At 45.2% G+C, this 22858-nt stretch carries 22 protein-coding genes; 2 read left to right on the top strand and 20 right to left on the bottom strand.

The features are described from left to right. Positions 1-624: 624 nt before the first annotated feature. From MOST_RS02980 to MOST_RS02930, 11 genes are all read right to left on the bottom strand, one after another. Positions 625-1656 (bottom strand): Bug family tripartite tricarboxylate transporter substrate binding protein, encoded by a 1032-nt coding sequence (locus MOST_RS02980; RefSeq protein WP_054936230.1) that lies wholly within the window; start codon positions 1654-1656, stop codon positions 625-627. A gap of 87 nt (positions 1657-1743) precedes the next feature. Beyond that, complete coding sequence (locus MOST_RS02975) at positions 1744-3240, bottom strand: tripartite tricarboxylate transporter permease (RefSeq protein ID WP_054936231.1); 1497 nt, start codon at positions 3238-3240, stop codon at positions 1744-1746. A 16-nt stretch (positions 3241-3256) separates the two neighbouring features. Beyond that, positions 3257-3730, bottom strand: coding sequence for a tripartite tricarboxylate transporter TctB family protein (locus MOST_RS02970; RefSeq protein ID WP_054936232.1), 474 nt, complete (start codon positions 3728-3730; stop codon positions 3257-3259). Positions 3731-3749: 19 nt separating this feature from the next. After that, entirely contained in the window at positions 3750-4616 is an 867-nt protein-coding gene (sucD, locus tag MOST_RS02965) for a succinate--CoA ligase subunit alpha (protein WP_054936233.1), read from the bottom strand. A gap of 4 nt (positions 4617-4620) precedes the next feature. Beyond that, positions 4621-5781 (bottom strand): ADP-forming succinate--CoA ligase subunit beta, encoded by a 1161-nt coding sequence (gene sucC, locus MOST_RS02960; protein ID WP_054936234.1) that lies wholly within the window; start codon positions 5779-5781, stop codon positions 4621-4623. Then, positions 5781-6335, bottom strand: a complete 555-nt coding sequence (locus MOST_RS02955; RefSeq protein ID WP_054936235.1) for a 2-oxoacid:acceptor oxidoreductase family protein — start codon at positions 6333-6335, stop codon at positions 5781-5783. The genes sucC and MOST_RS02955 overlap by 1 nt, the downstream gene beginning before the upstream one ends. Before the next feature lie 12 nt (positions 6336-6347). Next, positions 6348-6563 (bottom strand): 4Fe-4S dicluster domain-containing protein, encoded by a 216-nt coding sequence (locus MOST_RS18410; protein WP_083476536.1) that lies wholly within the window; start codon positions 6561-6563, stop codon positions 6348-6350. A 36-nt stretch (positions 6564-6599) separates the two neighbouring features. Continuing rightward, positions 6600-7433, bottom strand: a complete 834-nt coding sequence (locus MOST_RS02945) for a thiamine pyrophosphate-dependent enzyme (RefSeq protein ID WP_054936236.1) — start codon at positions 7431-7433, stop codon at positions 6600-6602. Next, a complete protein-coding gene (locus tag MOST_RS02940) occupies positions 7426-8577 on the bottom strand; it encodes a 2-oxoacid:acceptor oxidoreductase subunit alpha (protein WP_244266993.1) in 1152 nt (383 codons plus the stop codon). The genes MOST_RS02945 and MOST_RS02940 overlap by 8 nt, the downstream gene beginning before the upstream one ends. A 39-nt stretch (positions 8578-8616) precedes the next feature. Then, positions 8617-9687, bottom strand: coding sequence for an Ldh family oxidoreductase (locus MOST_RS02935; RefSeq protein ID WP_054936237.1), 1071 nt, complete (start codon positions 9685-9687; stop codon positions 8617-8619). 26 nt (positions 9688-9713) lie between these two features. Beyond that, positions 9714-10607 carry a DUF1932 domain-containing protein gene (locus tag MOST_RS02930; RefSeq protein WP_054936238.1) on the bottom strand — a complete coding sequence of 298 codons (894 nt, stop codon included), beginning with the start codon at positions 10605-10607 and terminating at the stop codon, positions 9714-9716. A 396-nt stretch (positions 10608-11003) separates the two neighbouring features. Between MOST_RS02930 and MOST_RS02925 the strand changes: the two genes are divergently transcribed. Both MOST_RS02925 and MOST_RS02920 read left to right on the top strand, forming a co-directional pair. Continuing rightward, on the top strand, positions 11004-11378 hold the full coding sequence (locus MOST_RS02925; protein WP_054936239.1) for a DUF3870 domain-containing protein: 375 nt from the start codon (positions 11004-11006) through the stop codon (positions 11376-11378). A gap of 153 nt (positions 11379-11531) precedes the next feature. Beyond that, complete coding sequence (locus tag MOST_RS02920) at positions 11532-12992, top strand: SLC13 family permease (protein ID WP_054936240.1); 1461 nt, start codon at positions 11532-11534, stop codon at positions 12990-12992. 300 nt (positions 12993-13292) lie between these two features. Here the strand turns inward: MOST_RS02920 and MOST_RS02910 are convergent, their stop codons facing one another. The 9 genes from MOST_RS02910 to MOST_RS02870 form a co-directional block, all read right to left on the bottom strand. Next, complete coding sequence (locus tag MOST_RS02910; RefSeq protein WP_083476538.1) at positions 13293-14186, bottom strand: selenium metabolism-associated LysR family transcriptional regulator; 894 nt, start codon at positions 14184-14186, stop codon at positions 13293-13295. A 65-nt stretch (positions 14187-14251) separates the two neighbouring features. After that, entirely contained in the window at positions 14252-15307 is a 1056-nt protein-coding gene (locus MOST_RS02905) for a YeiH family protein (protein ID WP_054936241.1), read from the bottom strand. 209 nt (positions 15308-15516) lie between these two features. Then, entirely contained in the window at positions 15517-15732 is a 216-nt protein-coding gene (locus MOST_RS02900; protein WP_054936242.1) for a hypothetical protein, read from the bottom strand. 55 nt (positions 15733-15787) lie between these two features. Next, positions 15788-17386 carry an NAD(P)/FAD-dependent oxidoreductase gene (locus MOST_RS02895; protein WP_054936243.1) on the bottom strand — a complete coding sequence of 533 codons (1599 nt, stop codon included), beginning with the start codon at positions 17384-17386 and terminating at the stop codon, positions 15788-15790. A gap of 173 nt (positions 17387-17559) precedes the next feature. Further along, entirely contained in the window at positions 17560-17898 is a 339-nt protein-coding gene (locus tag MOST_RS02890) for a P-II family nitrogen regulator (RefSeq protein WP_054936376.1), read from the bottom strand. Between the two features lie 37 nt (positions 17899-17935). Further along, complete coding sequence (locus MOST_RS02885; RefSeq protein ID WP_244266998.1) at positions 17936-19222, bottom strand: ammonium transporter; 1287 nt, start codon at positions 19220-19222, stop codon at positions 17936-17938. A gap of 393 nt (positions 19223-19615) precedes the next feature. Continuing rightward, positions 19616-20401 (bottom strand): undecaprenyl-diphosphatase UppP, encoded by a 786-nt coding sequence (uppP, locus tag MOST_RS02880; protein ID WP_054936245.1) that lies wholly within the window; start codon positions 20399-20401, stop codon positions 19616-19618. 80 nt (positions 20402-20481) lie between these two features. Continuing rightward, positions 20482-21162, bottom strand: coding sequence for a ComEA family DNA-binding protein (locus MOST_RS02875; protein ID WP_054936246.1), 681 nt, complete (start codon positions 21160-21162; stop codon positions 20482-20484). A 168-nt stretch (positions 21163-21330) separates the two neighbouring features. After that, positions 21331-22779, bottom strand: coding sequence for a sodium:proton antiporter (locus MOST_RS02870; protein ID WP_054936247.1), 1449 nt, complete (start codon positions 22777-22779; stop codon positions 21331-21333). Between the last annotated feature and the right edge of the window lie 79 nt (positions 22780-22858).

Below are 22858 nucleotides of genomic sequence, written 5' to 3'. Positions count from 1 at the left end.
CTTCCTTTAGATTAATAAGAATATAAAAACCTTAAAACATGAGAGTAGTAGCCCATATATCACCTCCAAAAAAGGTAATTTAAAACAAAAGCCGGCGCGTATATAAACATACTCGCCGGCTCATATTTGCTGCTACAAAAGCATATACTAAATATGCTTTAAGCAAATACTCAGCTTCCTCGACAAAATATTTAATTGTAACTTATAATTTATTATACAGTAGAAAAGTTATCTGTCAAGATCTAGTTCATAATCTTCCTCTACAAGTTCTTGCAGTATTTTAGCAGCACGCATTACATTAAATGGCCATATCAAGTTCCTCCGAAAATTTTTTGCGAAACCTAGTTAGGGACAAAAATACCTCTCTCCTGTTTTAAGATAGCAATTCGAATCTGGGCGTTTTCAGCTTTTAACTTCTCCATCCGTCTCTGGCAGCCAATCCTGAGCGGGGAGCAACCCTGGTCAAGGGCCGCGTAGCGGGCCGTTAGGCTTTACCCTAGACTAGCGCAAGCAACCCACCCGAGCTGGCCCCCTTGCCCTCTAAGGAGGCCAGCTCCTTTGTATAAATGCAAAAGCTCAAAAGGCTCTCTCTATCAAATTACGTAATTTCGATTATGTTTGGTTTTATTTCTTTAACATTCCCGAGCTCTCCAATATTTTATAATAAAATTCATCACGTTCTTTTAAATATGCTTTGGCTTCAGAATGACTTTTATAAAATTCTTCTGACCCTGATGTTTTAATATATTCCTTCCACTTTGGGTCCTCCATGCCCTTCTTGAAGGCATCATGAAGGATTTTGATAACTTCTTCTGGCGTACCTTTAGGCGCTAGTATATAGCGTTCAGTTCCAAACACCAAATTTACACCCTGTTCTTTAAAGGTTGGAATATCAGGAAAAGTATCTAATCTCTTTTCAGACATTATACCAAGAATACGTATTCGTCCTGCTTTGTACTGGGAAAGAAACTCCAGCGGTCCACCTATTGCTGCATCCAAATTGCCACCTGCAACTTCTAAAATTCCTTGATTTGCTCCACCTGGATCGGGAATAAACGATAACTTGATCCCAGCTTCCAATTCAAAGGCTAGGCCTGCAAGATGATTATTACTGCCAATACTGCTTGTTCCAACTTTAAGTTTACCAGGATTTTTCTTAGCAAAGTTGATTAAATCTTGAAGTGTTTTAAATTGACTAGTAGTATTAACGCCAATGGCAAGGGAGTTAGTCTGAAAACCGATAATTGGCTCAAAGTCCTGGGACGAATAAGGCATACGTCCCTGAGGTTTAAGTGTATGAATAGTAGATGTACACATAGCGATAGTATAGCCATCATTTTTACTCTTAGCCAATTGAGTTAACCCCGTAGCGCTGGCGCCACCTTCAACATTTGTCGGGACAATCGATTGTCCCAGGTGTTTTTCTGTTAGTTGGGCAAGAAGCCTACCGGCAACGTCTGTTCCGCCACCTGTACTAAAAGGAATAATCAAACTAACAGGTTTTGTTGGAAATTTTACCTCTTGCACTTTCGGTGCTTCTTTGTTGCCCTCCTTTGAAGGCGCCGCTTGCTGACCTTTACTACACCCGGCCAAGGCAACCGAAAAAACCATAACCATTGCTAAAAGTAATATTGCAATCTTCCATACCTTTCTCATTAGCCTTTACCTCCTTATATGTGTTTTAACTCTCACGAAAGCGAAATTGGAATGATATTCTTATTCCCCACCCCCATAAAACATTTTTTAGCTATTTATCTTAACCTCATCCGGCCTGATTAAGATTTTTTTAATATAAGGCCAGCAGAGGTAAATCCCCGTAAAAAGCAGGATAATCAGAGAACCCGGCCTGATAAAGAAAATAGCCATGGAACCTTCACTCATTAAAAGGCTTCTCCGTAAGCTTACTTCTGCTAGTGGACCCAAAATAACACCTAAAACCATGGGGACTAATGGGAAAGCAAAGATGCGCATGATATAGCCTATAATACCAGTTACAATCATAATCAGAACACTGAAATAAGTGTTGGTGGTTGCATAAGAACCTATAATACACAATACCCCAATAATAGGCAAGAGCATATTCATAGGGATTGAAACCATGCGAGCAAAAATGCGGGCACCAGCCAGGCCGATAATTAGCATGAATAAGTTGTTAATTGCCAGGCTCATAAAAATAGCATATACTAACTCTGGTTTCTCTTTAAAAAGCATCGGGCCAGGTATAATGTTATGCATCATAAAAGCACCCATAAGTATAGCCATAGTACCACTGCCGGGTATTCCTAAAGTCAAAGTGGGTATCAAGCTACCACCAACAACAGCGTTATTAGCCGTTTCACAAGAAGCTACACCCTCAATAACACCTGTTCCGAACTTTTCCGGATGTTTTGAGTTCTGGCGGGCATCAGTATAAGCTAAAAAGGCAGCAACTGTAGCACCTTCCCCTGGCAGAGCTCCTATAGCTGTACCAATAACAGAAGAACGCAAAAAGATGGTCTTCAGGGATTTTATTTCTTGCCAGGTTGGTAAAACACCTTTTATTTTTTGAGTTACCATATAGCCATACTTAGATTCGTGTATTTGCATAAGGACTTCCCCAAGACCATAAACACCTATCATAACTGGTACAAAATCTAATCCGCCCTGCATCTCAGGATTGCCGAAGGTAAAGCGCTCCACTCCAGTCATAGGATCCAGACCTATTACAGAGATAAGAAGACCTAAGAATACCGAAGCAATTCCTTTAATAGGCGATTTGGTAGTAGAGGCGGCAACACCGGCCAAGCCAAATATAGCTAAGGCAAAGTATTCAGGAGCAGCAAATTTAAGTGCTATCATAGCCAGCAGGGGAGCGGCTATAATTAAAACAATATTACTAAAAATACCACCCACAAAAGAACCCACAGTGGCAATGCCTATTGCCTTACCCCCCTCACCTCGTTGGGCCATAGCATATCCGTCGAGGCCTGTCATAATAGCTCCCGGTGTTCCCGGTACGTTTACTAAAACTGCCGAAATGGTGCCTCCATTCATGGCGCCACAATAAATACCCAAAAGGAGCATCATGGCCAATTCGGGAGACATACCAAAGGTAATTGGTACCAGTACGGCTACAGCCATAGTAGCCGTAAGGCCTGGCAGGGCTCCTACTATTGTACCGATGATCGACCCCAAGAACATTATTATTAAGCCCAGCGGGCTAAATACCTGACTTGCTGCTGAAGCCAATGCCTCTATCATCTTTATGTCCCCCTGACTATAAACTTAAGATTCCTTCTGGAAGAGGTACCTTTAAGAACCAACCGAAAGCAAGATATATAATTAAGGTTATCCCAACTGAAAGCAAGAAGGCATATAGTTTATTCTTTACACCTAGAAGTAGCATTAGACCAAACAGAAAACAAATAGTACTCGTAAAATAACCTAACAGTTCTAGTACATATAAATAAATAAAGATTATTATTATAAACACTAGCAGGATCTTTATATCTGTGGTTGTTGATCCTAATTCAAATAGATCTATTGTTTTTCTATAATAAGGAAGCATTACTAAAATTAAGCCCACAAGGAAAAATCCCAGGCTAATTAAATAAGGAAAAAAAGTTGCTCGCATTAAAATCATTTTTTCCGTAGCTGGGATCTTCATCGTTTCAATATATACCCAAGTTGCAAATATTAATAGAGCTAACCCACTAATAAAATCTCTATCACGAAAAACCTTAAATCCCATATTTTTCCCCCTAGTCTCTTTAAAGGACTTTGGCCATTAAACGGGCGATCTCCCCGGGAGAAGTAGCTACCTGAATTCCAGCTTCTCTTAAATTCTGGACTTTGCTTTCATAACTACCTAGTTTGCCCATGACTATTGCCCCAGCATGACCCATACGGCGACCCGGTTTGGCATTACGTCCAGCAATAAAGGCGATAACTGGTTTGGCAACGTTTTCTTGAATATACTTGGCTGCCATCTCTTCCTGATAGCCACCAATCTCGCCAATCATAACTATACCATGGGTATCCGGATCGTCTTTAAACAGAGAAAGGATATCGATGAAGGAGGTCCCTCGCACCATATCCCCACCGAGACCGACAAAAGTACTCTGGCCTAGCCCGGCTCGCGATAACTCGCTGGCTGTTTCGTACGATAAAGTTCCACTGCGAGAAACAATGCCAATATGACCCGGTTTAAAAACATTAGTTGGCATAATCCCGGCCTTAGCCTGACCAGGACTAAAGATACCTGGTGTATTGGGCCCTAGAAGTGTCGAACCATACTGGCGAGCTCTGGCCGTCATTTCTAAACTATCATGAATCGGTACTCCTTCGGCTACTACAACAACAGTCTTAATTCCAGCAGCCATGGCTTCGAGGGCGGCGTCTTTGGCAAATCTGGCCGGGACAAGGATCAGCGAAAGATCAGGTTGATAAGCAGCTACTACTTCCTCAACCGTATCAAAGATAGGTATTCTATCTATCCTTTCCCCCCCTCTCCCGGGGCTAACACCAGCTACAACGTTTGTTCCCTGGCATAGCATTTCTAAAGTGTGATAGCTTCCAGCTTTACCAGTAATACCTTGAACAATTACTTTTGTTTTGCTATCCAAAATAATAGCCATCTTATTAGTCTACCTCCTGAGCCAATGTTACTGCTGCTTGAATTGCTTCTTCCATAGAGTCATAGGAGGTGTATCCTGCTTGTCTTAAGATAGCCCGTCCCTCTTCCTGTCTGGTACCCGAAAGGCGGATGACTACTGGCACCGAACGGCTATTTCTTAATCCACGAATAAGACCTTGCGCCACTTCATCACCGCGATTGTTACCGCTAAGCATATTGAATAAAAGTACCTTTACTTTGGGATTAGCCAACACTAACTGGATTATATTGTCCCACCAATTAATCGCACCTTCGCCCGACCCCCCCTTGGCGCCAGCGCCACCTCCGTCGACAAAGTTAGCCGCTTTCCCGCCAAACCTCTCCACCATATCAACTGTGGTCATCATTAAACCAGCACCATTACCAGCAATTCCGATATTACCATCAAGCTCTACATATTTTATACCTAATTGGCGCGCTCGCTTCTCTAAATCCGTCTCGCCCTCGATCCGGTCATTAACAGTAAAATCAGGATGGCGGTATAAAGCATCATCATCAAGTTCAAATTTAGAGTCTGCTGCAATTAAAAGGCCCTCTTCCGTAAGAACAAGGGGATTGATCTCAGCAATTATGGCATCGAAATCGCGAAAGGCCTGATAAAGCCCGGCAGTTGCCAGTCCTATATCTATCAATGCTTTACCTGTAATCCCCATTTGCCTCGCCAATTGGCGTCCGCTATAAGGATGTAATCCCTCACACACGTTGATAAGCATACGGCCTATTTTTTCTGGTGTACGGATGTTAACTTCCTCAATATCAACTCCGCCTTCTCTGGAAAACATTAATAACGGCTGTCCTGCTACAGGGTCAATGGTAAGTCCAAGGTAATATTCTTGTCTAATCTTTAAGCATTCTTCAACTAAAAGCTTTTTAATTACCTCACCTTTAAGAGTACTCCCTAAAAGGCTTGCAGCAATTTTCTTCGCTTTTTCAGGGTTATCAGCAAACTGAACGCCGCCCGCTTTACCCCGGCCACCTACTAGAACCTGACTTTTAATTGCTACCCTTCCGCCTAAATACTTAGCTACTGCTTCTGCTTCGGTGGGCGTGGTAACTATTTCCCCCTTAGGAATCTTTAAACCATAATCTTTAAGGATTTTTTTGCCTTCATATTCAAAAAGACGCATTAAACTGTGCCTCCTACTAAAGACTTGCCGTATTCATAACCCTCTGCTAAAGCTTTAAGGTTAACATCAATAAATTTGTTATTTACTACATCTTTAATAGCTCCTTTGAGGGCCTCATAACTAAAAAGTTCCGTGATAGCCGAAATAGCTCCTAGCATTACCATATTGGCTACCATGCTTTGACCGAACTTTATTTCGGCAATTTCTGTCGCTGGAATATAATAGACATTCCTGATTTCATTAGGTACTTCTTTTACTAAAGTGCTATCGATAATTACTATACTTTCCTGGGGCCTAACTTCACTAAGATAACTATCTCGGGCCTGTTCAGACATAAGAACCATGACATCAGGTGACAATGCTTTAGCATAATCAATTTCTTCATCACTTATTACCACATCAGTACGACAGGCACCGCCTCGGGAAGCGGGACCATAGGACTGAGTTTGGGCAACCATTTTTCCATCATATAAGCCAGCGGCTACACAAGCAGTTATTCCCAATAAAATTATGCCCTGGCCGCCAAAGCCAGCAGCTACAAGTTCTTGACGCATCTTTATTCCCCCTTATGATTGGCTTAATACTTCTATTGCCATGTCTGGGCAGGTAAGCTCGCATAAAAGACATGCGGTGCAATTCTCGAGGTGAAGTGCCATAGGCATAAGATAACCTAGCTTACCCCTTTCTGTAGACATTTCAAAAACGTCACGATGACAGTTGGCAATACATAATTTACAGCCTTTACAGAGATTGGGATCAATGTTTATAGTAATTCTTGGCATTTGTTTTTCCCCCTGATATGAAATAGAAGGGTCTTGTTAAACTTGTTGATTACAAGAATACTTTTTAAGTCGATGTATTAATTCATAGGTTTGAGTAGCATATTCAGGTTTTATTTCCTCTACAAAGTCACCAATAAGAATTTTACCTTCTTTTTCTTGAGGGCTTAATTTAGCCATTTTAGCCTGGCTAAGGCAATTTTTTTGGATCCAACCTGCGAGTTCAAGGGGGTCACCACTACCTCTAATGTACCTGCCGGTTTGAACTGGACACTGACTGACCACTTCTATAAAAGCAAAACCCGGATGCTGAATTGCTTTTTTGATGGCTTTTAGTAACTGTCTGGGATGAATTGTGGTCCATCTAGAAATGAAAGTAGCACCGGCTGCTTTAGCTATTTCACACGCATCTATAGGGGGTTCTATTTTGCCATAAGGAGAAGTCATCGTCGTAGCGCCGGTAGGGGTAGTCGGGGCTACCTGGCCCCCGGTCATACCGTAGATTTGGTTGTTGACCATAATAACGGTTAAGTCGATATTTTTACGGGCCGCATGAATAAAATGGTTACCGCCGATACCGACGCAGTCGCCATCTCCCGTAAAAACAATAACTTTTCTTAAAGGATCTGTTAATTTTAAAGCAATAGCAGCAGGTAAGGTTCGTCCATGAAGTACTTTCATAAAATCAACGTTAAAGTATGTTGCAATCCAACTACTACACCCAATTGCTCCAACTGTACATGTTTGATTGAGAATTTCAAGCTCATCGATGGCACGAGCTACCATCTGCAAAACGACCCCGTTACCGCATCCTGGACAAAAAAGGAGAGGAAATTGTTCTGTTCGTAAAACTCGTTTCGCCAGACTATGCATTATCTATATCCTCCTTTATAGCTGCATAAATCTCTCCCGGTGTGTGGCACCTACCCCCAAGCTTCGGTAGGGATTCTACTGAGCAAAGTCCACCACTTATACGCTCTACTTCGAGGACCATGCGGCCCGTATTCATTTCTGGGACAATAATTTTCTTTGAGCGGGCAGCTATAGAACGTATCTTATTGGCAGGAAAAGGCCAAAGAGTTTTAAGCTTCAACATTCCAACCTTTTTGCCCTCTGACCTAGCATCTCTAACGGCTCTAATAGCCGAACGAGCAACCGAACCATAGGCAATCACTACCATTTCAGCGTCTTCAGTATAGAATTCATCTACTTCACATATAGTATCGGCATTGTTTTCGACTTTACCAGTCAATCTTTGGATAAGGGCCGCACCTACTTGAGGATTAGCTCGAAAACCATTTTCTTGGTGTAATTGCGTTGTAACACAAAGTTTATAACCCGTATTAAACTTTGGCATAGGAGGTATACCATCAGTATCTGGTTTAAACGTTAAAAATCCTTCTGGTGGTACAGTCGGCTTCTTGCGGTTAATTATTTCCAATTCTTCCACCGCCGGAATGAAAACTTTTTCCCTCGTGTGCGCTACTATTTCATCAGAAAGGATAATCACTGGTACGCGATATTTCTCGGAAAGATTAAAGGCTTTTACTGTTAAATCAAACATCTCTTGAGAAGTAGAAGGTGCAAGGGCAATAATTGCGTAGTCACCATTAGAACCATACCTGGCCTGAAAAACATCCCCTTGGGACGGTGCGGTAGACTGACCTGAGGCTGGACCACCCCGCTGAACATTTACGATAACGCAAGGAGTCTCAGTAATTGCTGCCATACCTATCCCCTCTTGCATTAGGCAGAAACCAGGCCCGCTTGTAGCGGTCATGGCTTTCCAACCTCCCCAAGAAGCGCCAACGATAGCTATCACTGAAGCTATTTCGTCTTCCATTTGAACGAAAACCCCCCCAACTAATGGTAAACGCCGAGCCATGCCCTCCGCGATTTCACTAGCTGGAGTGATTGGATAACCGGCAAAAAAACGGCAACCGACAAGTAATGCAGCTTCTACACAAGCATCATTTCCTTGCATAATTTTTGCTGTCCTTTTTGACGTTTGTGTCACTTTTTATCCTCCTTGCTATGATATAATCCAGATGCTAAGTCATTTAAAAATTTTTACGGGTATGGTTGTTACGCCCAGTTGACTGGCTATTGTTATTAACTTAGAGACCAATGTTTCTTCTAAGGGAATTCCCTCTCGCATGTATTTTTCCATTTTTTCTTGTTCAATTTCACCCGGCAAATATATTTTTTCTTTCCCTTCCGCCAGGGGTGATTCTTTAATCCTGAAACAGAGATCCTCCATTCGTTTAATAAATTCTTGCTGAGGAAGGAATATTCCTGGATCTAAGGCACAAAGAAAGTTGCCAATATTTCTTTTTTCTTCTATTGGTTCTTCCAGGTACATAGGCGTGATTAAGTCAGCATAGGCAGCCCCACTCAAAACTCCACTGAAAATATCTACCATTAAGGCTAGGCCGTAACCCTTAGGTCCACCTAAAGGAAATAGTGTCCCTTTTAAAGCTCTGTGGGGGTCAGTTGTCACCTGGCCATCGCTATCAAAAGCCCAGTCAGGGGGGATACTTTGCCCCTGAGCTGCTGCTATACGGATTTTCCCTCTGGCCACATTGCTTGTGGCCATATCTAATACCACCATACCATATTTACCAGCCGGAATAGCAACAGAAATAGGGTTAGTCCCGAGCAAAGCTTTACACCCGCCCCAGGGTGCTATGGCCGGGGGAGCATTACTAAGGGCAACACCAATATAGTTTTCGGCAGCTATTTTGCTGGTAAAGTACGAAGCTGCTCCAAAATGGTTAGTATTCCTAATAACTGCTATACCTATTCCATGCTGCTGCGCTTTCTCTATACAAATTTTAATTGCTTTGCAGGCAATTACTTGCCCAAGGCTATTTCCAGCATCAATTACCACCGCTATCTTTGTTTCATTTACAACCATGAACTTTGCTACAGGCCTTACTAAACCATTCTTAATCCTATCAATATAGATGGGTATACGAAAGACACCATGAGAATCAATTCCTCTTAAATTTGCCCAAACTAAAGAGTCACTAACTAATTCAGCTTCATCGTTTGGTACTCCTATAGCCCTAAAAGCTTCAATACAAAACTGCTTCACTGATTGGTAACTATAATTGCTTTTCGCCATAATTATAGACTCCCTTACACTTGCATTTATATCCCTTCGGTTTTTAACTGTATAGCATTTAATACCTCTTTATAAGAAGCTGGGGTTTTCCCTTGAAAATATTCTTTTAAACCTAAGTTAGCACACCATTCCAGCCGTTTTTTAGTTGCTTCAGTCATAATAGGTTCAATCCCTATTTCCTTTAACGTTCTAATTACTTCATCCATCTCATCTGCACGCCGGGCAGCATGGATAGAAACAGTCGTTACAAAGCGGTTGGCTGTTTGGATAAATGTTTCTTTACTAAATGTGTCTGCAATTGAATTCAACATTTGTTCATCAATACCATATTTATGGGTAGCATGTAACATTTCCAAAAATAATGCTTGCATTCCTTTTGTCAAAACGCCTCTTAACATTTTTATAATAGCAGCCTGGCCAGGCGTCTTACCAATAACTGTAATATCCATACCATATTTAGAAAAATTTTCTTTAAAAATTTCAGCCCCTGTACCACAAGCTAACATAGGCACTTTATGACCGAAAAGAGGAATAGGACCTACAATGGCCACGTCTACAAATTTACTTCCAGTTGTAAGTATTATATTGTTAAGTTCCTTTTTTAAAGCAGGACTTGAAGAACTTACATCTATGTAAATCTGCCCCTCCGCTAACCACTTAGCTACTTCTATTGCTACTTCTTTAGCCACCGAAGTAGCCACGGCAGCAATGATAATACCACTTTTTTCTACTAACTCTTTTATTTCAGTAACTAGGTTTATTCCTGCTTCTCGAGCTCTTTTCTGAATAAGTTCACTATATGGTGGTTGATTCCAATATTTGTCATATGCTAAAATATCCTGTAAACCAGATTGCTTTAAACCTTTAGCAAAACTATAACCCACTTCCCCGAATCCAATAATTCCTAATACTTCTTCCATGTTTTTTCATCACCTTCTGCTCCTATAAGTTTTAGCACCTCTAATTAAAATAAAAAAGCCACCTAGTATCCCCCGATACCAGCTGGCTTTTTTTGCCGTTTTTGCATAGTATAAATTACTATGCCCTAAGCAAAAACTCAGCTGTTATTTGTTTTTATTATTCAAACTTCTACCTTACCTAATACTTATTTTATTAAAGATAAAGCTATCTGTCAAGATATGAGGCCACGAATTTTCCCTCTAAATATTTTTTCTTCTTATATTGAATAGAAGAAGGATTTTAATAAACATCCGTAGAATATTATTTTTATTAAGGCATAAAGACAGGATTAACTCATTTGCTTTTTACAAAGAATGGGGATATTTTACAGGGAAATGAAAGGAGGGTTATCTTAAATGAAACAACTTCTCTTTTTCACAGGTCAATCCAAGTTTCCCCAGGGTGTACCCGCAAAAAATATGTATGATTTATGTACAGTTTCTGTAGAAATCGAACCAGATTCTAATGTTATTATCCGGGCTTCCTGTACTTTAGCAAACGAACACGGTCGAGCATTTATTAGTTCCCTGTTAATTGGCTACTGCCTGGAACAAGGAATTGATGATATTGTAGCCGAAATAAACGAGAGGTATTTTGGAACTTCCAAAAATGCTGTCATAGCTGCTTTAAAAGATCTATATCGTAAATATTCATTATACAATCAAGATAAAAAGGATAAATTTAGGAAAATAAGGTCGACCTCTGGGTTAAATATGCAGATTCCTTCTTAACGTATAAAATGAAAATACTTTTTTTCACTATACTGGCTGTTAATTTACTATGGTATGTTAGCCCATACCATTTTAGCGTAAATTAAAACCAGCTGTATCGCCAGGGGATTTACAGTTGGTTTTTTATTTTTTAATTGTTAGGTGGTTTTTATCATGGGTATAAATAGATTAACCCTTATATCATCTATAAATCTAAGGAAAAAATATTTCTTAATTCCTCTTATAATAGCCTTATATTTAAGTTCGCTATTACCCCCGCCTTTTGAACTAAGCATAAATGGTTACAAAAGTCTATTAATAGTTTTTTTTGCACTTGTACTATGGATAACAGAAATTTTACCTCCGGCACTTACATCTATTCTTATACTAATTTTATTACCTGTAATGGGTGTTATTCCCTTTGAAGAAAGTATTGCGGGTTTCTCTGATTCTTCCTGTATATTGCTGGTCTCAATTTTTATTCTTTCAATAGCGATGAGCAACTCTGGTCTTGATCAACGTATAGCCCTTAGCTTGCTCCGTTTAGCCAAAGGCAAGATCAGGTTAACCATTTTTATGGCGATTTTTACGGCAATGATCATGACCTTTTTAATCCCTACATCGGCCGGACGTACGGCGTTGATGGTGCCAATATGCTTGGGCATGGTTAAAGCTATGCATTTAAAGCCGGGTAGCAATATCGCCAAATCTATTTTTTTATCTTTATCTTTTGTTTCAATAATATTTTCTAATGCTGTAATAACAGGCGCACCTTCTATAATATATGCTGCAAGTTTATTTCAAAAGGCGGCTGGATACAAATGGAATTATATAACCTGGCTGGTATATATGTTGCCCGGTGCTGCTCTAATCTCATTTTTGATTTTGCCTGTTCTTCTCTGGATCTTTCCACCGGAAAAAGAGGAGATGAAAAGTGCTCTTACTTATATTGATGAACGTTTAAAAACAATGGGGCCATTGTCCGTTGCTGAAAAAAAAGTCGCTTCTTTATTCGCCTTCATGATTTTGTTATGGATAACCACTAATACCCATCACCTGCCGGTGGCATTAACGGCTTTAATAATTGCCGCCCTTACTTTCTTCCCTGGCCTGGAGCTTCATTCTTGGAAGGAAGCTATGGCTAAAGTTGAATGGGGAACGGTCGCTATCTTTGCTTCAAGCCTGGCTATGGCCGCAAGTTTAAAAAGTACCGGAGTTATCAACTGGTTTGCGCAAATAGCTCTGGTGTTTGTAATGGGAGATAATTCTTATCTTGCAGGTTTAACCATAATTATTGTGGCCGTAGTAATCAGGCTAGGTTTTAATAATGTCTTAGGGGCCATGGCGGTTACCCTGCCATTGACTTTTGAAATCGCTTCTGCATTACACATGAATCCTGTTTGGCTCGGCCTACTCTCTGTAGTGGGTACCGATTTGTGCTTTTTTTTACCAATCCAGTCTCCCTCCCTGCTTGTTTCTTATGCTACCGGTTATTATACCATGTTCGATACCTTGAAAGCTGGTACGGCCACGGTAATTATGGCCATTATAATTACTTTAATTATGGCCACTTTTTACTGGCCTGTGTTAGGAATTAATTTACTACAGGTCATTTCTATGGCCGGTAGCGGCTGATAATGGCTTCGGCCGCCTTCATGCCGTCGGCGGCGGAGACAATGCCTCCGTCGTATCCCGCCCCTTCCCCGGCAGGATACAGACCACCGACATTGGCTTCATATTAAGAACGCCATCCCAATGGTTTTTAATAGCATAAGCAACCTCTTCTATGGGCGTCAACCTGGAATGGGTAACCCAGTAATACCAAAGCTTAAGATACTGTTCCGCGGCCTCCCGATCTGGCTGCTGGAAAAACTGTTAAAACGAGAGCTTGATGTTATAAGCCCTTTCTATATTCAGGTACTCATATTTCAGGCCTTAATTGCTGCACCATTTTAAACAAAACTCGATAAACTCTTTCGCCAGTCCCGTAAGATAATTTTCCTGGTAAATAAAATCAAAGGTGCGCATGATACGTAAATTTTTTATTGCTACCGTTTGTAAACTACCTAACCGTAGCTCTTTTACAATAGCCATTTTCGACAGGATTGATACTCCTAAATTGACTTCTACAGCGGCTTTAATGGCTTCGGTACTACCTAATTCCATATAAACATTGAGTTGACTTAACTTTATTCCTCGGCTAAGTAGCGCTTCCACCAAAACCTGGCGGGTACCAGAACCAGGCTCCCGTAAAATTAGGCGCGCATTACAAAGTTCCTCAAAGTGTACCGCTTCTAACTCCGTCCAGGGGTGTCCCCGAGGTACAATCAGAACTAATTCGTCTTCCATAAACTTTTCCTTCACCAGGTGATAATTTTTTATTGGCCCTTCAATAATCCCCAGGTCAAAACGCCCCTGATTCACTAGGCGGACTATCCGTTCCGTATTACCAACCTCCATTAGGATCTCTACTTCAGGGTATTGTTGTTTGAAGCTACCCACAATTTTCGGCAGTACATATTCGCCAATGGTCATGGTGGCCCCTATAACCAATTTCCCTTTAAGACGGCCAGTTAGCTTAATAATTTCTGTTTCTGCTTCCAGAGAAAGGCCTATTATTTCGCTGGCATATTGATAGAGCAATTCACCAGCCTGGGTCAAGGTAATTTCTTTACCTTCACGGTTAAGTAGAGGTAGACCATATTGCTCCTCCAAACTCTGAATCTGAAGGCTTACTGTGGGTTGGCTCAAAAACAAGATCCGGGCTGCCCGGGAAAAACTTTTTAAAGTAGCTACAGTAACAAAAGTTTTCAACCGGGGGTCATACATTTCTATGCACCTCTTACCCTTAGATATTCTCCGGGCAGCCTGTAATTCCTTTTTCAACTACCCTTCTATATACCTAACCTCCGGATCAGTGCAAAGCTCAACACCGACATGATTAACATACCACTCAGGCCGGCATAAAGGAAATTGAAACCTACTTTTTTCATTTCTGCAAAGTTAAGATCAGCACCTACTGCGGCCATGACCATCAAGATTAAGTAATGGGTAAGGGGATTAACAATAGCCGTAACCTTACTGGAAAAAAGCCCCATGGAATTGAAGACAGCCATCAGCAAAAAACCGAGGACAAACCAGGGAAAAATATTAGCATAAGAAATCTTTTTCGCTTCTTCATTACGACTGGTCTGGTGCAACTGCCAGGAAAATATTAGACTTACTAAAAACACTACCGGCACTATAAACACAGTCCTGGTAAGTTTAACTACCGTCGCAATTTGCCCCGCTTGAGCACTATAGGCGAAGCCCGTAGCTACCACCGAAGAAACGTCCTGGACTGCCACACCGGTCCAGGTACCATAAGTGATATCAGATAAATGTAATATATTGCCAATTATGGGGTAAACAATTAAAGCTATGGTATTAAAAATAAAGATCGTACCTACAGCCAGGGCGATATCCCTCTCCTTTGCCCGGACAGCAGGTCCTGTAGCTAGGACTGCTGTAGCACCGCAAATAGCACTTCCTACCCCGATAAGGAGGCTCATTTCTTTTTTTAACCCTAGCCTGCGCCCGATAAAGTACGTAACGGGTATAGCTATTATAACTACAAATATGATGACCAGCAGCGACTGGATACCAGTATTGACAACCTGCTGGAAGCTCAGTTGCATGCCGAGGAGGATGATTGCCAGGCGTAAAACTCGTTTAAGGCAAAAATTCAGACCTGGTTGTAACGTTGAGGAAATTCCTTTTGTATTGCGTATCAATGCCCCAGCAATAATGGCAATAATAACATCATTGATAATTATACTGAATTGACCTAAATAAAGGGCAACCACCGCCACTGCTGCAGCAAGAGTTAAACCTGGCAATAAAACTGTAAAACTCTTGAAACTACTGCTTTTAGATAGTACTGTCGACATGGACTGGGATACCTGATTCATAAATTAAAACCTCCTTGTTGCAAACCGATTTTATCAATAATGATAGTACCCCAGCCTTTGATAGTAAAATTTAAATACTAAATCCATTTATTGGCTATTCTAATAGTTACAGTGATAAAATTGCTGGTTTCAAAAGCCGGCCCGGACAGTAGATATCACCGCCCGGCGGCCCCGGGTCCAGGAACGTTTACGTCGCAAAGCGCCGATAATTATCTTGACCATGCCAGACCCCTGATTAAGCAGTGATAGCAATAAGGAGCTGCAGTAAAAAAGGCTCCTAGCCTTCTAGGCAGGCGACCTTTTTTGTTCCCTTCCCGGGAAAGATGGGCAAAGAGTTCCACCAGGAGGGGCGGTTCCAGGTTGGCCTGGCGTAAGATATCCGGCCGGGCAAAGATTTCCCGGGGGCTGCCCTGCAGCAGGATCATACCCGCCCTGGATGTTTTCCCTTTTCGACCGGGGATCCAGGCCGTCGAAGGGCAGCTACTCTAGCGGCCGGTAGCGGCTGATGATGGCTTCGGCCACCTTAAGGCCGTCGACGGCGGCGGAGACAATGCCCCCGGCGTACCCCGCCCCCTCGCCAGCCGGGTACAGGCCCCCGGTACTGGCCTCATAATTTTCATCGCGCCAGATGCGTACCGGGGAAGAACTCCGGGTTTCTACGCCGGTCAATACCGCTTCCGGCAGGGCAAAGCCGTAAACCTTGCGGTCAAATACGGTTATGGCTTCCCTTAAGGTTGCCACTACATAGGCAGGCAGGCATTTTTTTAAATCCTGGAGGGTTACCCCCGGGCGATAAGTGGGCCTCACCTGGCCCAGTTGTTCCGAAGGCCGCCCGGCCAGGAAGTCGCCCACCAGCTGGACCGGGGCATGGTAATTTTCCCCTCCCAGCCGGAAAGCCAGGCGTTCCCAGCGGCGCTGGAACTCGACGCCGGCCAGGGGGTGCTCGTCGCCAAAGTCCTCCGGCGTCACTCCCACCAGCAGGGCGCTGTTGGCATTCTCCCCATCCCGGGCGTAGGTGCTCATACCGTTAGTCACCACACCGCCAGGTTCCGAGGCGGCAGCCACCACGGTACCCCCGGGACACATGCAGAAAGTATAGGCCGAGCGGCCATCGGGTGCGTGGTAGGCCAGTTTATAGTCGGCCGGTCCCAATCCCTCCAGGCCGGCAAATTGCTTGTACTGGGCAACATTAATCAGGTCCTGGGGATGTTCAATGCGTACCCCGATAGAAAAGGGTTTGGGGCCAACCTGCACCCCTCGCTCTACCAGCAATTTAAAGGTATCCCTGGCACTGTGGCCGCAGGCGAGAACGGCCACCGTTGCCGGTAGCTTTTCCGTACCATTTATAACCAGGCCTTGCAGGCGATTGTCTCCTGTAGCGATATCAGTAATCTGGGTGTTGAAATGAACCTCTCCCCCCAGGCGGGTTATTTCGTTACGCATATTTTTAACTACAAGCCGCAGGATATCGGTGCCGATGTGGGGCCGGTAATAATAAAGGATTTCCTTCGGCGCCCCGCATCGCACCAGTTCCTCCAGGACGAAGCGGCAGCGGTGATCGTTAATTAAAGTCGTCAGCTTGCCGTCAGAAAAAGTGCCGGCCCCGCCCTCGCCGAACTGAACGTTGCAGCCGGGATCCAGGTGGCCTTCCTGCCAGAAGCGGGCCACCACCCTGGTCCGGGTATCCACATCAGCCCCCCTTTCCAGGAGGAGGGGCCGGTAACCCGTGCGGGCTAAAAGCAGCCCGGCAAAAAGACCGGCCGGCCCGGTGCCGATAATTACGGGACGGTGCGGGAGTTTTTCCCGGCCCGGTTTGACGAATTGATATACCGGGTAGGCAGCCCGGGAGATGGTTTTATCGCCGGCATGTTTCTTCAACAGGCGGCTTTCATTTTTTACTCTGGCATCCAGGGTATAGACCCAGTAGATCATCTCCCGGGAACGGGCATCCAGGGACTGGCGGTAAATGGTAAAACCCTGTAAATCCCGGGGCGGTATGCCGAGCTTTTGCAAAAGGGCGGCCTGCAGATCCGGCACTTTATCAGTTACGGGTATCTTGATACCTGTAACTCTAAGCACTACTTCACCTTCTTTAATTTTAGCGGTTATAATTTTATTTTACCATTTGCCTGCCAGGCTTAAATATCCGGGCAGGAATAAAAAAACGGTCCGGCCACCCTCGTCGAAGGGATAACCTGAGACCGCTGGCAACAAAGTAAAACGTTACTCCAACTCACGGGCAAGCTTCTGCCTTAAATAGCTGCTTCACCCATTTCACCGGTACGAATACGGATGGCATTTTCTATGTTATAAATAAAGATTTTACCATCGCCGATGGAACCGGTACGGGCTTCCCTCAAGATGAGGTTAATCGCCTCATCTACATCTTTATCCAGGACAACAATTTCTACCTTAACTTTAGGTAACAAGTCAATAGTATACTGGCTGCCGCGGTAAACTTCAGTTTTGCCCTTTTGCAGGCCGCAACCGGTAACATGGGTTACGGTCATCCCATTGATGCCGTATTTACCCAGGGCCTCTTTCACAGCTTCCAGCCTGGCCGGCCGGATAATGGCCTCGATCTTTTTCATTTTTTCCCGCCTTTCCATTTAACTACAGTATCCTGCCTCAGTGAACTTGCGTACCCCGCAGGACGAAATCACCGTAGGCCTGGATACCGTGCTCGTAAATATCCAACCCTTCGCTTTCCTCTTCCTCAGATACCCGTAAACCTACAGTAACTTTAAGGATGGCAAACAGGATGGCTGCTGTAACTACAGTCCAGGCAAAAACTGCTGCCACGCCAATTAACTGGGTGATCAACTGGGAAACCCCACCGCCGTAGAAAAGGCCTCCCTCGACGGCAAAGAGACCGACCATAATGGTCCCAAAGGCACCGCTAAAAGCATGGACAGAAACGGCGCCAACGGGGTCATCAACCTTTAAAACCTTATCCATAAATTCGACCCCCAGGGCCGTTACGCAACCTGACAGGAAACCGATAATCACAGCTCCCATGGGACTGACGGCAGCCGTCCCGGCCGTAATGCCCACCAGTCCACCCAGGGTACCGTTCAGAGTCAAACTGACATCGGGTTTCCCAAAACGCAGCCAGGGCAGGATGAGGCCGCCAAAGGCCCCTGCTGCCGCGGCCAGGTTAGTCGTGACGGCGATACGGGCAATGTCCGGCGTGGTACCGGAAAGGGTACTGCCCGGGTTAAAACCGAACCAGCCGAACCAGAGTAAGAAGACACCCAGGGCTCCCAGGGTAATGCTGTGGCCGGGAATAGCCCTCACACTACCGTCGGGGCCAAACTTGCCGCGCCGGGGACCTACCATGGCCGCACCTACCAGGGCCGTCCAGCCGCCAACCGAATGGACTACCGTAGAACCGGCAAAATCGATGAAGCCGCGCTGGGATAGCCAGCCGCCGCCCCAGGCCCAGTGGCCAACTACAGGGTAAATGACAGCACTGATCACAAAGCTGTAAATCAGGTAAGCAACAAACTTTGTCCTTTCAGCCATAGCGCCGGAAACAATGGTAGCTGCTGTAGCGCAAAAGACAGTTTGGAAAATCAGGAAAGCATAGAGGGGGATCTTCAGCCCCAGGTGTTCGAAGGTACCTGTTGTACCCCAGCCGGTGGTCCCAATAAAGCCACCGGCATCAACGCCAAACATGATGGCAAAGCCAACCAGCCAGAAGATGATGGAACCGGAACAAAAGTCGATGAGGTTCTTCATGACAATATTGGCTGCATTTTTGGCCTGGGTAAAGCCGGTTTCGACCATGGCAAAACCCGCCTGCATAATGAAAACTAGAAAAGAAGCTATTAAAGTCCAGACGGTATCAAGGGCAGTCGCATTGCTGGCAGCCGTCGGCTCCTCGGCCCAGGCTACAGAAGGGAGAAATAACATTACGCTTACAACGAGGAGAACTAGACCGATTCCACGTCCTGAAAGTTGCATGGTTTTACCTCCCCAAAACTTTTTTAAACAAAATTACCAGCTCTTCCTAACCTGTTTGCCCATGGCTACCACCTCCCTGGTGTTAAAGAGTTAAAAAGTAAAAGGCGCTACCCCAGGGGGCTTTTAATCCACCCTGATTAGCGCCTTTACTTGCTCCCAACATTAGGATAGTAATAAAGCCGCTATCTTAAAAATGATAGCGGCTTCATCGCCCCGTAAGCACCATTGCTTACGTTATTTAACTGTGTTTTTATTATAATCACCGGCAATCCCGATGTCAATAATAAATTTTAAGTGGAGAAATCAGGTATTGATGCCTGAGGACAGCAAAACCTGCCGTTTTTAACGGCGCCACCAGAAAACGGCTACAACCAGAAGGGCCAGTAAAATCCGGTACCAGGTAAACAGGAGGTAGCTCCCATAGCGCAGGTACTGGAGCAAAAACTTGATGGCTAAAAAGCCGACGACGGCTGCCGTCAGGACCCCCAGGATAAAGGGCAGGTTGATAGCAGCCGGGGTTAAATCCTTTAACTGCAGCAGGGCCGCCCCGGCAATAATCGGCACCGACATAAGGAAGGAAAAGCGGGCTGCCGTCTCGCGTTTCATCCCAGTCAAGAGACCGGCGGACATGGTAATACCGGAACGAGAGACGCCGGGGATAATGGCCAGGGCCTGGGAAATACCCACAATAATGCTGTCGGCCAGGGTAATATCCTCCATTTGCCGGGTTTTGCGGCCTACCCGGTCGGCCCACCAGAGGCCGATACCCATCAAGGTAAGGGTTAAAGCAATGAGCAGGGGCGAACGGAAAACTGTCCCGACCTGGTCTTCCAGGAGATAACCAAAGATGGCCCCCGGGATGGAAGCAACAATCAGGTACCAGAAGAGGCGGCCGTCCAGGCTCCTGGGTTGAAACAAACCGCAAATAACCAGTTCTATAAGGTCTCGCCAGAAATAAGCTACCACGGCAATTAGCGTACCCAGGTGTAAGGCAACATCAAAGGTTAAGCCCTGGTCGGGCCAGCGAAAAAACCAAGGAAGCAAAACCAGGTGGGCGGAACTGGAAATGGGCAAAAATTCTCCCAGCCCCTGGACCAGCCCCAGGATTACTGCCTGCACGACATTCATTGCGTAATACTCTCCTTTGGCGATACACGTTACAAAGCAAGTTTATCCTTACCCTGCCCTTATGTCAAGCATTCTCCTGCCTACTGGACCGTTATCAAATCCTTCAGATCGGCAAATTTTTTGGAGCCAATACCGGAGACATTTTGCAGGTCTTCAATCGTCCGGAAGGGGCCTTTCTGGTTCCGGTAGTCGATGATGCGCTGAGCCAGGGTAGGGCCAATACCAGGTAAACTATCCAGCTCCGCCAGGGTGGCGGTGTTAATATTTACCTTACCCCCTGTCTTAACAGTACCGTCGGTAGTACCCCCACCGGAAATTCCCGGCCCGGAAAAATTACCATTACCGCCCACCGGCCCTGCCTCCTCCCCCTGGCGGGGGACAATGACCTGCTGACCGTCATTTAAAGGCGCTGCCAGGTTCAGGGCATTAGGATTGGCCTCCGGTAATAACCCCGCCAGGCTCACGGCTTCGTTAACCCTGGCGCCTGCGGGGAGTTCATAGACGCCAGGCCTCTGCACCGCCCCGGCCACGTGGACCTGGATGGTAGCCGGCTTCGTCGCAGCAGCCGCCTCCCCCGGAGCAGCAACAGGTTTAGCGCCACTGGTGGCCCCTGCTGCCTTTTCATCCCCCGCCACAACCGCGGGAAGTTTATCTCCCACCTGCCGCTCCTGCCAGCGGCCGTACTGGAGGCCGGCGCCAAAGAGAAGGGCCGCCACCAGGCCTAAAGCCAGCCAGCGTACGCGGCCGTCCCATTCCCACATGTGCATCACCTCGAAAGAGAGATTTCCACCAATAAAAATACAATACGACTCGTCTCGTCTTATTCCTGCCACTGCCACCAAATTCTACCACCAACAGAAGATAAAAAAAGACGCCCCCGAAGGGGCCCTGTCATAAGCTATTATCCTGCATGCACCCCTGTAAGACAATTAACGGAAAAAGATCAGGGTATTCAGGATAAAGAGGGGGATCAAAATACCAACCGACCAGGCCATGTAGCCGAAAAAGCTGGGCATGCGGATGGCGTTCTCCTCCGCTATGGACCGCACCATAAAGTTGGGAGCATTGCCAATGTAAGTATTAGCCCCCATGAACACCGCACCACAGGATATGGCCATTAACATCTTGGGGGCTATTATCCCCAGTGTAGTCGGAACACCAGTAGCCGCTCCCAGACTGGTAGCAGTAGTCAAAAATACCAGGTACGTGGGAGCGTTATCCAGGAAGCTGGAAAGGGCTCCCGTGGCCCAGAAAAATTGAGCCGGGTGGGTTAAGCCCAGTTCAGCGCCGCGGGCGTGGAGGATGGCCAGGGCCGGGATCATGGTCATAAAGATACCGGCAAAAAGGGTGGCTACTTCCTTGATAGGACCCCAGGTAAAACGATTATCTTTACGAATAACCATAGGAGTAGTTTTCCATGACAGGAAAGCAGCCAGGAGAATGGCCAGATCGCGGATTATATTGGTATAGGGCAGCACCACTGCTTCCTCACCGTGCCGGTACAGGGTGATGCCGTAAAGGGCACCTGTTTTCTGGTCGGCGAAGGCGGGATTCTTGGCCAGGATGCCGCTTAAAATAACCGCACCGACAATGATGCCCAGGTAAATAAGATTCTGCAGCCCTTCGACCCGCAGGGGATCCCGCCCGGCTTTCAGCTCAGGGACATCTTCTTTGCGATAAAAATAACTATCCAGGAAATAATACAAGGCCAGAAGGATTATAACATTGAATCCCATGGGCACGATCAATTTCATGGTCCAGAAGAAGGGTACGCCCCTTAAATAACCGAGGAACAGGGGCGGGTCGCCCACGGGTGTCAGGGAGCCGCCAATATTGGATACAAGGAAGATAAAGAAGATAATTATATGGGCCTTGTAACGCCGCCATTCATTGGCCCGGATTACCGGCCGGATTAAAAGCATGCTGGCTCCCGTCGTCCCGATCCAGCTGGCCAGGGCGGTACCTACCAGCAGGAGTAATACGTTTACGGCTGGTTTCCCCTGCAGGGTCCCGCGGAGAATAATTCCTCCCGAAACTACAAACAAACCAAAGAGAAGAATGATAAATGGAAAGTAATCAAGCAAATACACTTCCAGAGCCTGGAAGAAGGCAGTTCTACTGCCATAGGCAATTAAGAAGGGAATAAAGAAAACCAGGGACCAGAACGCACTTACCTTCCACATGTTGTGCTCCCACCAGTGGCTGTTCACCAGCGGCCAGATGGCAATGGACAGCAGCATACCCACAAAGGGCAATACGCTCCACAAGGGCAAAAGATAACCCAGTTCACTCCCTTCAGATGCCCAGGCCACCCCGCTCAAAGAAAAAAAAGAAGTAAACATGAGCAACAGTAACACCATTACTCTTTTAAAACTCATCCCATCCGTCCTCCTCTGTTTTTGCTCCACACGCTCAATATTCTATCCTAAGTTCGACCATTTTTCCACCAGTATGGGT

It is taken from the genome of Neomoorella stamsii (assembly GCF_002995805.1).
Classification (GTDB): domain Bacteria; phylum Bacillota; class DSM-521; order Neomoorellales; family Neomoorellaceae; genus Neomoorella; species Neomoorella stamsii.
Note: the sequence above shows the minus strand (reverse complement) of the source record. Positions and strands in the feature narration are given on the sequence as shown.